The 15,255-nt window shown below is 55.5% G+C and carries 10 protein-coding genes; 7 read left to right on the top strand and 3 right to left on the bottom strand.

The window, feature by feature from the left end:
* Positions 1-56: 56 nt before the first annotated feature.
* Positions 57-503, top strand: coding sequence for a hypothetical protein (locus tag EGT74_RS17420; RefSeq protein WP_123847850.1), 447 nt, complete (start codon positions 57-59; stop codon positions 501-503).
* Here EGT74_RS17420 and EGT74_RS17415 read toward each other — a convergent pair whose 3' ends face one another.
* Entirely contained in the window at positions 504-1,286 is a 783-nt protein-coding gene (locus EGT74_RS17415) for a sialate O-acetylesterase (protein ID WP_123847849.1), read from the bottom strand.
* A gap of 640 nt (positions 1,287-1,926) precedes the next feature.
* Positions 1,927-2,514, bottom strand: a complete 588-nt coding sequence (locus tag EGT74_RS17410) for an RNA polymerase sigma factor (protein WP_123847848.1) — start codon at positions 2,512-2,514, stop codon at positions 1,927-1,929.
* A gap of 102 nt (positions 2,515-2,616) precedes the next feature.
* On the opposite strand from EGT74_RS17410, the gene EGT74_RS17405 reads away from it, so the two are divergent.
* From EGT74_RS17405 to EGT74_RS17380, 6 genes are all read left to right on the top strand, one after another.
* Positions 2,617-3,612, top strand: coding sequence for a FecR family protein (locus EGT74_RS17405; protein WP_123847847.1), 996 nt, complete (start codon positions 2,617-2,619; stop codon positions 3,610-3,612).
* A gap of 249 nt (positions 3,613-3,861) precedes the next feature.
* The gene (locus EGT74_RS17400) at positions 3,862-7,131 is read left to right on the top strand and encodes a SusC/RagA family TonB-linked outer membrane protein (RefSeq protein ID WP_158618196.1); all 3,270 of its coding nucleotides are present in this window, start codon (positions 3,862-3,864) and stop codon (positions 7,129-7,131) included.
* Positions 7,132-7,156: 25 nt separating this feature from the next.
* Entirely contained in the window at positions 7,157-8,797 is a 1,641-nt protein-coding gene (locus EGT74_RS17395) for a RagB/SusD family nutrient uptake outer membrane protein (RefSeq protein ID WP_158618195.1), read from the top strand.
* 25 nt (positions 8,798-8,822) lie between these two features.
* Positions 8,823-10,103, top strand: coding sequence for an IPT/TIG domain-containing protein (locus EGT74_RS17390; protein WP_123848945.1), 1,281 nt, complete (start codon positions 8,823-8,825; stop codon positions 10,101-10,103).
* Between the two features lie 3 nt (positions 10,104-10,106).
* Positions 10,107-11,243: a family 20 glycosylhydrolase gene (locus EGT74_RS17385; RefSeq protein WP_123847844.1), complete on the top strand. Its 1,137-nt coding sequence runs from the start codon at positions 10,107-10,109 to the stop codon at positions 11,241-11,243.
* Positions 11,244-11,525: 282 nt separating this feature from the next.
* Entirely contained in the window at positions 11,526-14,492 is a 2,967-nt protein-coding gene (locus EGT74_RS17380; protein WP_158618194.1) for a sensor histidine kinase, read from the top strand.
* Here the strand turns inward: EGT74_RS17380 and EGT74_RS17375 are convergent.
* Entirely contained in the window at positions 14,489-15,127 is a 639-nt protein-coding gene (locus EGT74_RS17375) for a response regulator (RefSeq protein WP_123847842.1), read from the bottom strand. The genes EGT74_RS17380 and EGT74_RS17375 overlap by 4 nt on opposite strands.
* Positions 15,128-15,255 lie beyond the last annotated feature (128 nt).

Genomic DNA, 15,255 nt, shown 5'->3' with positions numbered 1-15,255 from the left:
CGGATTATTCGTATTTTTCAACCGGAAACCTCATCGCAGGATTGTTAAAACCCATCATGATGAACGAACATTGTTTTACCGGTCTGATTGGAAAAATTCCTTATTTATTCGTGCCCGACGGCATCATGTTTGCCACGCCGGTATTGAAGGACATCGGCGGAAAAGTGTATGAAGGAGACGTGTTTTTTTACGTGTCCGCTACCGACTTATGGGGCAGGGTAGCGGGCCATCACCTCGAACTGGTAAACGGCGATGAGCCCGTGCTCAGTTGCGCGGTAACGGAAGAGGTGAAAGCGCAACTGCTCCCGGAAAGCGCCTTCCTGCTGATCGGCGCGCCCTTTCAGCTCACGGCGGAACAAATGCAGGCCGGGGTAGAAGCGCCGCAGGCGTTGGAACAGATACAGGAATGGATGCGGAAGAAAGAGGAGGAGCACGGCCTCGGGGAAGAAGACATCAATGCCCTGATCATGGGGGTGTATGCAACGAAGCCTTTCGAAGACTGATCACTTCTGCTGCAGTTGCTTCATCCCGACGGCAAATCTCTTTCCTAGTTCCCGCGCCGCCTGCGTATCGAAATGCGTAGTGTCGCCTTTATGCCCCAGACCTTGCGCGCTCACAACGGTGATGTTGCGGATGCTGTCCGGCACCTGTTGCAGCATGGCATTAAAATTCCTGAACTTCGGCCGGAAGTAACCCAGTTCACCCATTACAAAAGGAACATCGGGCGCATTGAGCTCAGACCTTAACCGGGCCACCAGGGCCTGTAATTGTGTAATATAGGTAGGGCTTTGCGCAAAACCACCGGAGTTGGCCTCGCCCTGGTGCCAGAGTATCCCTTTCAGCACGCCATACCGTAAAGCGGCTTTGATGCGTACCATCGCCTCATCGTACGGATGCGTCTTCGTTGCGGAGTCAAATCCCCCGGGTACCCACGATTTAATAGAAGTGCCGCCCACCGCCGCCGGCACCAATCCGATTTTGATACGGCCCCCGGCCGGCAGCATATGATCGGCGAAACTGAGGCCCGGTCCCACACCGGCCACTTTTTTATCGAAGTGAAGCGGGTCCGTGGCGGGAACGAACTTTCGCGTACTGTCGAACATCAATATGCGTGGGCGCGACAGCTTGCTGATGGAGTCCACTTTACCCCGGCCGGCCATGTTCGACTGGCCGATGAGCAGGTAAATGTGGAAATCGGGATCCGGTTGGGACGGCTGCGCCGCAACAGGCTGCACTGAAATGATGATAAGCGCAATCAGCGTTAAGAAGGTGGAAATACGTTTCATGGATTGTGTTTATAATAAGCCGGCCGTTGATGATAACCGTAAAATATCAATCTTTACCCGCAAAAGATACGGCCTTCCCGCGGCCCGTGCAATCCCCGGAAACGTGTAGTTTTTCATTTGCCCCTGATGGCATCTCAATTATTTTGACCACTATCTATGCTTTCTTGACAATTGCGCCCGGAAACCGGCAGAATATTCATGCAAACGATTGAAATTTAAACCGCAGGTGATATATTTGTCCGGAGCATTTAACTGTCGCATAGAAGAACAATTCATCCAAATAGAAGAAGCACGCCGGCACTGTGTAAAGCCGCCCGGCAGCGTGAAACGATGAACAGGGTATGAAAAGCAAATTTAATTTCCAGTTTATTTAATCAAAACGGTGATAGCTAACCGGCGTATGGACATCTCACTGCCCATGTAGTGCAGGTGGTATCGCCCGGCAGGTCAGCGCATGCGGTGCGGGAGGGTGTCATGCATCCCCTGGGGATTCGCTGCAACAATTATTCAGGAAAGTTTACTGTGTCCTTCATGTGATAAACCAGACACGCAGTAACAAGTTGGGGCTTGTACTGCATTACAGACGAGATCCTTGGGGGGATCGCCAAGGCGTGGGCAACCGCGCCTTTTTTTATGCCCTTTATTGCAAAAGATACTGCGCCACGGCGAGGCATGCCACCCCGGACAACCCGTAATCCTTCAGCTCGTGCCGCATCACCTGCAGCGAGCGGCTCATGTGTTTTTCAACGGCTTTCACGGAAATTCCCAGGCGGTCGGCAATCTCTTTATACGACAGATGGTCGCGGCGGGAAAGGAGGAATATTTCGCGGCTGCGCTCCGTCAGTTGCTCCAGCGCCCCGGCGAAACGTTTCTCCAGCTGCTGCAGGTCGTAGCGGATAACAGCCTCGGCTGCGGTGTCGGCCGGCAGCTTCCGGTGATGTTCGGCGTGCAGCAGGGAATTGCGCAGTTCGTTGAGGATGCGGTAGCGGAGGGCGTTGTAGAGATAGGCTTTGATGTTGTCGATGTCGCCCAGTTCGGCCCGCTTGCGGTAAAGGTTGGCGAACACTTCCTGCAGCAGGTCTTCCACGAGGTGGGGAACGGGTAGCTTGCGGTACGCAGCCTGGTAGAGGGCGTCCGCATGGCGCCGGTACAGCGTCTCGAACGCCTGATTGTCATTCCCGGCCAGCAGCGTGAGTAGTTCCTTGTCAGACAGTGTGGTGTAAGCCATCCCCGTAAAAATAGCAGAAAAATCACGATACGGATAAAAATATGCGGAAAAGGGGTAGGGTGGGAAGAAGGTGCCGTGTCTTTACTATACATAAGCACCCTCATGGACCATCAACAACTGCTGCAGTTACTGGACAAATACCTCCGGAACGAATGTACGGAAGAAGAAAAACAGGCCGTAGAAACCTGGTACGGCCGGTTTGAATCCCGCCACGCCGCCGGTATGCCCAACACGGCTCCCGCACTGGAAGCCGTATACCGCAACATGGTAGAGCAGTTGCAGCAGGAAGGGGAGTGGGTGGAAACGCCCGTCCGGCGTATCCGCACCCGCTGGTGGACGGCCGCTGCCGCCGTATTGGTACTGGCTATCGGGACGGGCGCCTGGCTGCTCTTCCGCCAGCCGGCCATGGAAATGGTGCAGACAGCCGCAGGGGAGCGCACGACCATTACCCTGCCCGACGGTACCCGCGTGTGGCTCAATGTGAGCAGCCGCCTGGAATATGCCAGGGATATGCACAACGGCCAGCGGACGGTGCAGCTCCGGGGGGAAGGGTATTTTGAAGTGGCCCCCCAAACCGAACACCCCTTCGTTATCCGGACGGCCGACCTCAGCGTACAGGTGCTCGGCACGGCCTTCAACCTCAGGGCCTATCCTGAAGACGCCAGCCTCGAAACCACCCTGGTGGAAGGAAAAGTGGCCGTCAACCTCCTCCGCGACCCCGGAAAGCGCCAGCTCCTGAGCCCCGGCGAAAAACTGCTGCTGACCCGTAAAAAAGGCGTCGTACCGGCCGGCCAGCAGGATTGGGGCGAATTTGCCGCGGAAGTGCTGGAGGCCAAACCGGTAAACGACAGTCCCGTTGGCGAAAGCATGTGGCGCAACGACCGCCTGCAATTCAAAAACAAATCCTTCGGGGAACTGGCCAAAATCATGGAACGCTGGTTCAACAAACGCATCGTTATACAGGACACCGCTTTAAATGACAACCGTTTTTCAGGGGAATTCCGCAAAGAAGACATCCAAAGGGCGCTGAAAGCCCTGCAACTGACCGCAGATTTCACGTATGATATCAAGGGAGATACCGTTTTTATTCAGCATTAGTCAACCAAAAATACAGCTATGATTCGATTCGCCAACTCCGCCATGCCGGGCTAGCACAGCCGGTTCCAGCCAAATGAAAAAGGGAAGTGCTGCTACACTCCCCTTCATGTCAAACATGGAATGAAACATAATTTCCGTGCGGGAAGCTATTTGTTTCAATTGTTCAACACTCAAACCAAAAGTATGAAAAAAACGCTGCGTTTTCAACCAGCAATTCCCAAGCATTTAGTGCGAAAAACACTGTTAGTTATGAAGCTATGCCTGATTCTGATGACCGTTTTCATCCTGCAGCTGCGGGCGGAAGGTTATTCGCAGAGCCGTTTCTCTATCGAAAGCAAACAAATCGAATTGCAAAAGCTGTTGGACTGGATAGAAACGAAAAGCAACTACCGCTTTTTATATAACATCAAAACATTCCCGGTGGGAGATAAGGTGGACGTGAAGTTCAACAACGCCACGCTGCCCGTGGTGCTCGACCAGGTGCTGCGCAGCAAGGCGCTCACATACCGCATCCTGGAAGACGGGCTGGTGGTGATCTCTCCCGCGCAGCAGGAAAACATCACGGTGAAAGGCAAGGTGACCGGCGAAAACGGCACGGAGCTGATCGGCGTGAGCATCCAGCTGAAAGGCACCTCCAAGGGTACCACCACCGACGATAAAGGGAACTTCACCCTCCAGGTGCCGCCCAACGGCGTGCTGGTGATTTCGTATGTAGGCCATGAGCCGCAGGAAGTGCCGGTGAACGGCAAAGCGCAGCTGCCGGCCATCCAGCTGAAACCCTCTGCCGCCGGCCTCAACGAAGTAGTGGTGCTCGGCTACGGCCAGAAGCAGGTAAGACAGAGCATCACCGGGGCCATCAGCAGCATCCAGACGAAGGAGCTGAAACAAAGCCCCGTAGCCAACCTCACGAACGCCCTCGCAGGCAGGCTGCCCGGCCTCGTAACGGTGCAGCACTCCGGCCGCCCCGGCTCGGATTATTCGCAGCTTTTCATCCGCGGCATCAACACCACCGGCGCTACCAACCCCCTGGTGGTGATCGACGGGCTGCCGCGTGGCAATGCGGACCTCGGCCAGCTCGACGCGAACGAGATCGAATCCGTGTCGATACTCAAAGATGCATCCGCTACGGCACTATACGGCATCCAGGGCGCGAACGGCATCGTGCTGGTAACCACCCGCCGCGGGCAGGAAGGGCCGCCGAACATCCAGATCAATATGCAAACGGCTACCCAGCAGCCGGTAACCTTTCCGCGTTTTCTCAATTCGTACCGCTCGGGCCTCTTGCAGAACGAGGCGGCGAAAAACGACGGCTTGCAGCCGGTCTGGTCGGAGCAGGAACTGGAATATTTCCGGACGGGCCTCAAACCGTACGACTATCCGAACGTAGACTGGTACGAAGAAATGATCCGGAAAAACTCCCCGCAGAAGGCGCTCAACGTGAATATCAACGGTGGCTCCAAGTACGTGCGCTATTTTGTGTCCGGCTCCTACCTGCGCCAGGAACCGCTTTATAAACATTCCTCCGACAACGCCTATGGCGTCAAGTACAAATACGACCGGTTCAATTTCCGGTCCAACGTCGACATTACGCTCGATCAAAACACCGATCTCCAGGTTGACCTCGCATCGCGCCTGGAGAACAGAACGAGTCCCTCCGCCGACCGCGCCGGGCACGAGTTCTTCTGGGTGCTACTCTCACAGATGACGAACCATCTCACGCCCGTTAAAAACCCCAACGGCAGCATCGCTTCCGGCAATATGCGTGAGGACTTCTACAACCTCTACGGGGTGCTCACCCGCAACGGCTACCTCGATGCTTACTGGCACAGCACCAGCGGTAGCGTGGCCCTCACCCGCAAGCTCGACTTCATCACGCCCGGCCTGAAAGTAAAAGGCCTCTTCACTTTCGAGAATTACGGCGACATCAATGTGGCGTTCGACCAGGAATTCGATTCCTACCGCTACAAACCCGAGCCCGGCACCAGCGGTGGCCTCTACACGCAGCACCGCGCCGCCACCAGCCTCCAGCGTTCCGGCTACAACAGCGGGCAGCGGTACTACTATTACGACATGAAGCTGATGTACGACCGCGATTTCGGGAAACATTCCTTCAGCGGTTTGTTCCTCTTCAACCGGAACTACCGCTCGCAGTCCGGCGACCTTCCGCGTGTATATGAAGGTTATGTGGGCAGGGTAGCGTACAACTACAACAAAAAGTACTACCTCGAATTCAACGCCGGTTACAACGGCTCGGAGAACTTCCCGACTGGTAACCGTTACGGCTTTTTCCCGGCTGCCTCCGCGGCCTGGATGATCAGCAACGAAAACTTCATGCCCAAAAGCTCCGCACTCAGTTTCATGAAACTGCGTTTCTCGCATGGGTACGTGGGTAACGACCAGATCGGTTTTGCCCGCTGGCTTTATATTTCCGACTTCTCGCGCGGCGACGGTTTTACGTTCGGCAGCGTAGCGTCCGGAGTAGGCGGCTATTACGAGAACCGCATCGGGAACACGGCCATCACCTGGGAAAAGGCGGCCAAAACGGATATCGGCCTCGAAACGGGTTTCTTTAAAGACCGCGTGAAACTGAACGTGGACGTGTTCCGTGAACTACGGTCGGACATTCTTACCGCCGCCGGTTCCATTCCTTCTTACCTCGGCATCACCGCCTCGCTGAACCGCAACATGGGACGCATCATCAACAGGGGGATTGAAGCGGACCTGCATGTAAATGCACAGATCGGCCAGGTAGGCGTGTTTACCAAAATGAACTACCAGTACGTGAAAAATAAAATCCTGGAAATGGACGAGCCGAAGCTGGAATATGCTCACCAGAGCCAGGTAGGCCTTCCCATCGGGTATGGCCTGGGGTATGTGGCGGAAGGATTGTTCCAGAGCAAGGAAGAGATCGCGAAAAGCCCGAAGCAGACTTTCTCGCCGCTCATTCCCGGTGATATCAAATACCGCGACATCGACGGCAACAACATCATCAACGATGCCGACCGGGTAATGCTGCCGATGCTCAATGTGCCCACCAGCTATTTCGGCGCCACCTTCGGGCTCGATTACAAGGGCTTCGACATCAGCGCGCTGTTCCAGGGCGCACTCGGCGGCCGGCAGATCTATTCCGCGCAGCTCGTGTTCAACTACCGCGAAAGCTACCGCCCGATACACGAAGGCCGCTGGACGCCCGAAACGGCTGCCACCGCCACTTTTCCGGCGCTGCACCTGTCCGAGAGCAACATGGCGAACAACTACATGAACTCGAGCTACTGGATCCGCAAAACGGATTACCTGAAACTGAAAAACCTCGAGATCGGGTACCGCCTGCCGCGGCACTGGACCAACCGGGTGAAGATCAAAAACGCCCGTATCTACCTGAACGGGATGAACCTCGTGAGCTGGGACAATGTGCGCGAACTGGGCATCGACCCGGAATCCAACGCCGGCGACCGCTGGGGCTGGCAGCCTTATCCGATCATGCGCGTGTATAACGCGGGTATCACCATTAACCTCTAAACCACCGTCAATGAAAATAACAAGGATGAAAACTGTGCACCTGTTGTGGCTGCTGCTGCCGCTCCTCGCCGCCTGCAGCAAAAACTACCTCGACCGCAAGCCGAGCGACCTGATCACCGAAGAAGAGGTGTTCAGGAACATCGAGAACGCGGAGAAGTTCGTGAACGTCATCTACCAGAGCCTGCCTAATATTTACAAGCCCCGCTCTGCCTGGGCTTTGAGCAGCGCTACGGACGAAACCAACCAGGCGGGCGACAACTCGGCCTCTTATCCCGATGCGGGGAACTTCAACACCGGCTCCATGAGCCCGGCGAATTTCCCGATGCAGGACCAGTGGGCGGAGTACTTCGGGAAAATCCGTTCCTGCAACCTTTTCCTCGCCAATTACGATAAAGTGCCCGTAGATCCGAACTACCCCGAACGCCGGAGCCGGCTGCGAGGGGAGGTGCTGCTGTTGCGCGCGTACTATTATTTTAACCTCGTGATCCGCTGGGGCGAACTGCCCATTTTGTCGGAAGTGCAGAACCCCTTCGACGAGCCGGACGCGATTTATTACAAACGTGCGCCTATCCAGGAGGTGATCGCCGTTATCCTTAAAGACCTCGCCGAAGCGGAAACCCTGCTGCCGGTGAATTATACATCCCGCCCCAACAACTGGGGGCGCGCGTCGAAAATGATCGCGCTGGCGCTGAAGGGAAGGGTGCTGCTCTACAACGCCAGCCCCCTCTTTAACCCGGCCAACGATCAGAGCCGCTGGACGGTGGCGGCGGAAGCCTGCCGCGCCGCGCTCGACACTGCGCTCAACACCGGGTATACCCTCCATGGCAACTACGGCGAAATCTTCATCCAGTATTTCAACCGCGAAGTGATCTGGAGCCGTCCCTCCCCGGGCGCCTTCGGCGACGGCGGCATCGACCGCGAAATGAATCCACGCGGCGCCAATGGCTACGGTAATATCAATCCCTTACAGGAGCTGGTGGACGATTATGAGATGAAGAATACCGGCCTGCCCATCACCGATCCCGCATCGGGCTACAACCCGCAGCGCCCGTATGATGGCCGCGACCCGCGCTTTGCCGCTACTATCCTGTATCCCGGCGCTATGTGGAAAGGCCGCCTGCTCGATCCCAACGGGGCGGATGCGCCGCGTTCGGGGCAGATCAGCACCAACTACTGGCCGCGCAAATACCAGCTGGAATCCGTGAACCTCTTCGCGGGCACCGGCGCCACCGACCGGAAATGGGTACTGATGCGCACGGCGGAACTGTATCTCAACTATGCGGAAGCCGAAAACGAGGCCCGTGGTCCCGGTGCGGCCGTGTACAACGCCATCAACGCCGTGCGTGCCCGTGCGGGCATGCCGGATTACGGCGGCGGCAGCAAAGACGCCGTGCGGGAGAAAATACGGCGGGAAAGAAGGATCGAACTGGCGCTGGAAGATCACCGTTTCTGGGACGTACGCCGCTGGAAAATCGCCGAAACCATCGACAACCGCGAAGTGCACGGCGTCACCGTTACCGGTTCCGGCAACGTGACATACACTTATCCCGTGATCGAAAAACGGGTGTTCAGCGCGGCGCGCAATTACTGGCTGCCCGTTCCGCAAAGCGAAATCGACAAAGTGAGCGCCCGCAACCCGGAATTCAAACAAACGCCGGGATGGTAATCTTCCTTCAATTAAAAAACAGGCAATGAAAAAATTCATATACATCCTGCTGGCCGCCGCTACCGCCATGGTTTCGGCCGGCTGTAACAAAGACAAGGGTTTTGCGCACAATCCGTCCGCACCGGTGGTGATCGACAAATTCACCCCGGCCGCTGGGGGCGCAGGCACCGAAGTGCTCCTGTACGGCACCAATTTCAGTACAGACACGAATGGGGTCACCGTAACCGTGAACGGTGTGAAAGCGATCGTGGAAGGAGTGGTGGAAGACCGCATCCTCATTGTGATCCCCACCAAAGCCGGTACAGGTCCCATCGAAGTGAGCATCAACGGCAATAAAGGCAAGAGCAAAGACGCCTTCCAGTACCAGCCTTCCTATACCGCCACCACGCTGGCCGGCAACGGCAGCGCCGGGTATTCGGACGGTAAGGGGACCGATGCCGTGTTTAACATCGGCAACCGTTGCGGGCTGGATGTGGACGATGCCGGGAACGTATACGTAGCGGAAGGGGAGAACAGGCGTATCCGAAAGATCACGCCTGGTGGCGTGGTGACCACCCTGGCCGGCAACGGCAACTGGGGATACAAGGAAGGCAAAGGCACGGAAGCGGAGTTTTTCGTGCCCATCGATGTGGCGGTGGATGCGCAGGGCAACATCATTACCTCCGACCCCGCCGCATGGACCATCCGCAAAATCACGCCGGACGGTACCACCACGCTGATCGGCTGGTTCGAGGCATGGGGTCTTGGCATCGACAAGCGGAACGGGAAGATTTACTTCGCCGACGCCAAGAAACCCGGCAGCATATACGAAGTAACGGCGGACGGCAACAGCACCAAAATCATCACCGGGCTCGATTATCCTTCCGATGTGGCGGTAGACAGCAAGGGGAACCTTTTTGTGGTGCAGAACGGCTCCTCCGTGATCAGCGAGTTCAAAGCCGGCACCTGGGCACCGGGCGTAACCATCGGCCAGGCAGGCCAGACAGGCCTCGTCAACGGCGCCGCTACGGCCGCTAAGTTCGACTTCCCCTGGGGCATCGCCATCGATAGGAACGACAACCTGTTCATCGCCGGCAACGGCACCTGGGACGGTTCGCCCGTCAACTCCAACCAGTGCATCCGCTTCGTGGAAGCGGGCACCTGGAAAGTGAGCACCTACACCGGCGGCAGTACGGCCGGTTTTAAAGACGGCACCGGCTCCGCCGCCCTGTTCAATGCGCCGACAGGTGTGGCAGTCGCAAAAGACGGCCTTGTGTATGTTTCCGACCGTAAAAACAACCGCATCAGAAAAGTAATCGCTGAATAAAAGATGAAACGAAGACTACTGCAACACCTGCTGGCGGTATGCATTGGCATATCCGCCGCAGGGAAGGCAGGCGCGCAGGCCGCGCCCGCCTTCAAATGGAACGAATTACCCGTGCGGGGGCTGCTGCTGAGCGTGCCCGCCAAACAGGACGTGCCCATGTTCTGTGATTTTATCCGCACCGCTCTCGTCAAAGAAGGCGTCAATACCCTGGCCATCCGCATCGAATACATGTACCAGTTCAAATCCCATCCCGAACTGGCGGAGAAAAACGCCCTGTCGGAAGCGGAGATGAAACAGATCGTGCGGGCCTGCAGGGATGCGAAAATCCGGCTCATTCCCACCATGAACCTCATGGCGCACCAGTCGGAGCAAACGGAAATGGGCCCCCTGCTGAAACACTATCCCCAGTTTGACGAGTCGCCCGACTTCAACCCGCCCGTACCCTGGAAGGATGCCGGAATGTTCGAGTTCTACAGCAAAAGCATCTGTCCCCGCCACCCTGACCTGCTGAAGGTGCTGTTCCCCATTATGGACGAACTGGTGGCGGTATGCGAAGCGGACGCCCTGCACGTGGGCCTCGACGAAGTATGGATCATCGGCTACGATAAATGCCCGCGCTGCCAGGGAGGCGACCGGTCGGAAATATTCGCCGAATACGTGAACCGCCTGCACGCCCACCTCCGGGAGAAAAACGTGGAGATGTGGATGTGGAGCGACCGCCTCATCGACGGGAAAACCACCAACCTGCTGGGCTGGCAGGCCAGCATGAACGACACCCACCGCGCCATCGACCGCATTCCGAAAGACATCGTCATCACCGACTGGAAATATGAAAGCGCGCCGCCCACACCGGGATATTTTGCGATAAAAGGGTTCAATGTGCTGCCCAGCGCATGCGCCAAAACCGATGTGGCGCTCGCGCAATTGCAGCAGGTGCTCATGACCCGGAAAGACGGGACCCGTGCGGACTGGGCGGTGCCCCTGGCTTCACGCATGCGCGGCGTGTTTGAAACCATGTGGGTGAATTCCGCCGAATTTATCCGCGCATATTATGGGAAAGGGGAGTACCGCCCTAACACGAAAGACAACGCCGATACCTTCAAAGCACTGTTCAAAGCAATACGGGAAGCGGCGAAATGATATTTTCCCTGAACGGAAACCCGGCAACGAGGCCGCTCTGTATGGGCGGCCTTTCTTTTCGTATAGGTACGGCTGTTGAAAAAAAAGCTTAGGAATCCGAATAAGCGTTTATATATTTGCGTGATGATGCGTTAATTATCTGCTATATGCGACCGTATTATAGAATATGAATGTTCGAAAAACCATAGCTTTAATACAGCCTTCTATATAGATATTACCCTAAGTGTACGATCGAGCATGCTAACGGAACTGCGCCCTATCCTTTTGCTGCTGTTATTTCCTATGGCGGTCCTGGCTCAGGAACCGGAACCTCATTCGTATCATCTTGTCCACTATACAGATGAAAATGGCCTGCCACAGAACAGCGTAAAATTTATTGTTCCCGACAGGGAAGGTTTTCTCTGGCTGGCTACCGAAAACGGCCTCGTCCGGTTCGACGGAGGGCGTTTTACGACCCACACCAATACCCGTATCGTTTATATTTTTCCCGGCAATGGCCGTAAATCCTTGCTGGCGGTCAACCTGAATGGGTTGCTGTTCAGCATCAGCAATGGCGGGGCGGATGTACGGCCCGTCGCTCCCCGGCCACCGGGGTGCAGCGATTATGAATACCTCGTGCAGCATGGTGTCACCGGCACTTTCCCTGCTACCGGCTTGCCCAATCTGTATGCGGGAATCGTGAAGTATGACTATTACCTGTTGCCCACATCCGCACATGCGTATTTCCTCGTCGGAAAGGATTCGGTCAGTTTCGCTGAAAAGGGAAAAGAAAAATACCGCTTTGCCTGGAAAACAGACAGCCCGTGGGATTTTTTCACCATAGGCAGCAGGCTCTATACCGTGCATAAAGACGGCAGGCTCCTTTTATTCCGCCACAATACCCCGGAAACCATTACACTCTCCGGAGACATTCCCGCAAAACCGCTGGACGCGAAACAACTCTACTGGAACTATGTGGCCGAACAGTTGTTCATCTACCAGGACGATAAATGTTATTACATCACCGCAGGGCAGGATGGCACGTTGCATTCAAAGCTGCTGGTAACGGGGTTCAGCAGGAGGAAGAACGATATTGTCTCCGTATTTTATGATGCGGAGCATGAGCGCATTTTCTTCGGCAGCCGTTCCCGGGGACTGTATGTGCTCACAAAAAAACAATTCCACCCGCTGGTTTCACCGGTTGACCAGGATAATGTTTTCTATGCACAGGCCCCGTTCGGCGACAATGGAATTATAACCGCGCAGGGCATCGCGTTCGACAGCGCAGGCAACGCCTCCCGTGTGCCGCTGCTGCAGAATATCCCGAAGGGAAACCGGTACAGTATGGAGCGGGACAGAGCTGGCAACTTCTGGTACAAACATCAGAATACGATTTACAAGTTCAATGCCTCCCTTACAAAGATTCTGTGGCAACGTTCGTTTGGAGATGATGCGGTGACGCAGCTTTATCTTGGTGTGAAAGACCGCTTGTGGGTGGGTACGTGGAAGGGCGGATTGTATTTCCTGAATCTGAACGATGTTTCACCCGTACCGTTACTGTTTTCCAACAAGGTGAAAGACGCCAGTTACATGCTGCACGAGTCGCCGGATGTGCTGTGGGTAGGGACTGGCAAAGGGCTTTACCGCGTGCAGTTGTCTCCTTTGCGGATCGATTCCGTGCCCGGCTTTGGCCAGCGATACATCCGCAGCCTGCTGATCCCGCGGCGCGGAGAGGTGTGGATCACCACTTATGATGAAGGTATTTTTCTTTACCGGAAAGGCAGGGTAGTGCAGATGCCGGCAGACAGGCTGGGGTACCTAAAAACAGCGCATTGCATCACGCCCGACGATCGCGGGTTTTACTGGATAACGACAAATAAAGGCCTGTTTCAGGCCGCCAGGAAAGATATGCTGGCTTATGCCGATGGTGAGCAACGGTATGTGTATTATCACTATTACAGCAAGTCCAATGGCATGCTGACCAATGAATTTAACGGCGGATGCCAGCCCTGTGCCCTGCAATTGCAGAATGGGGATATCTCTTTGCCTTCGCTCGACGGCCTGCTGCGTTTCCGGCCGGCGCAAATCAGGGCGGAGCTTCCGGATGGGCCTTTGATTGCAGGGCAGGCGGAACTGGATACACAGCTCCTGCAAACCGGCGATACCATCCGGCTGCCCAACAATTTCGTTCGCCTGGGGCTGCAGCTGAGTACGCCTTATTACGGAGACCCTTATAACCTGAAGTTGCTTTATACACTCGATGAAAAAGAGGATGAAGTGTGGCTGCCGGTGGAAAACAATGGGACCATCGCATTTTCGAGGCTTCACTCGGGCACCTACACTCTCCGCATCCGTAAAATAAACGGGTTCGGCGTGAATAACTATTCCGAAAAAAGAATCACCCTGATCGTGGAAGCCGCCTGGTTCGAAACGCTGCCGGCTATGATAATGGCCGGTTGCATACTCGGGCTGTTGATATACATCTATACGCAGCTCCGCATACGCCACATGCGCCGCAAAAACCGCCAGCTCAGCCGGCACGTGTCTGAACGCACGGCCGAGCTCGAAAATACATTGCTGTCGCTACAGGAATCGGAGCAGCAGCTGCGCCAGCAGGGCGTGATGCAGCAGCGTCTGATCACCGCCATTACGCACGATATCAAAACCCCCATGAAATACCTCATGCTGTTGTCGAAAACGGGGAATCCCACGGACAAAAAATCGGTGGCCATGGGCGACGCGCTCTACCGCATGTACAACATGGTGGATAACCTCATCCAGTATATGAAAATGGGAGCGGTGCGCAATCACTCGTTCCGCGAATACGTGGACCTGCACGACCTCCTCGAGGAAAAGGCCGGCATTTTCCGGCCCATCGCGGAAATACGCTCGGTGCGGATCGAGAACAACGCCATCCGGGGGCTGCAGGTGCCCGTGAACCGGCAGCTGCTCTCCATCGTGGTCAATAACCTGCTCGACAATGCCGTGAAATATACCGTCGAAGGTTCCGTGCACCTGGCGGCTTCTTACGAAGAAAATGGAACGGTATCCATCCGGATAACAGACACCGGCATCGGCATGCGCCCTGAAATAAGGGAATGGATCAACCGCTGTCAGGCCCTGGTGGCGGACAATAGGCTGCCGGTGACGCAGAACGGGATCGGGCTGGTGATTGTAGTGGAGCTGTTACAGCAGATTAACGGGAAGTTATACGTGCATGCCAACGGAGCGCTGGGAACAAGTATGGAGATATTGCTGCAGCTGGATTAAACGACGGCGCTGTACATTTTTACTTTTTCCAGCAGTTCCACGATGTTGGTGATGCCGAGTTTTTCGAAGATGCGCGTTTTGTAAGTGCTGACGGTGGTGATCTGCAAATGCAGCATTTTAGCGATCGTAGCCATGGGCACCCCTTTCGTCATCAGATTCATGACTTCCACTTCGCGGGCAGACAGAGAGGAGAGGGGATTCACCACCTGTTCCCGCTGCGAGCCCAGCATATCGAGCATCTGCTGGCGCGTATTGGCGCTCATATATTTTTCCCGGTTCATCACCGTCAGGATGGCGTGGCGGATTTCGTCTTCCGGCGTGTACTTCATCAGGTAACCGTCTGCCCCCGCCTGCATATAGTTAATTGCGAACAGCTGTTCGTCGTACCCCGAAAAGATCAGGATTTTTATTTGCGGCTGGCGGAGCTTCACCGCATCGATCATCTGCAGGTTGTTGCCGCCCGGGATGTTGATATCCAGTATCAGCACGTCGAAGATATGAATGTCGAGCAAAGCGATGACGCGGTCGAAGGTTTCGGCCTCAATGCACTTGGCAGGCACCGGCAGGGTGGAGATAATGTGTGCAACGCCTAAACGGACGATGGTATGATCATCCGCTATCAGGATGTTTTTCATAGTTGTTGGTATTGGGCCCCTCTTCACAGGATCTCGGTACGGGACAGTACAAAATTAGTCTTTTTTGAAAACCCCTGCCCCTTATTTCCTTTTTTTGACAAATGTCGAACTTATACTACACAGAGGAC

It is taken from the genome of Chitinophaga lutea (genome assembly GCF_003813775.1).
GTDB lineage: Bacteria > Bacteroidota > Bacteroidia > Chitinophagales > Chitinophagaceae > Chitinophaga > Chitinophaga lutea.
Note: the sequence above shows the minus strand (reverse complement) of the source record. Positions and strands in the feature narration are given on the sequence as shown.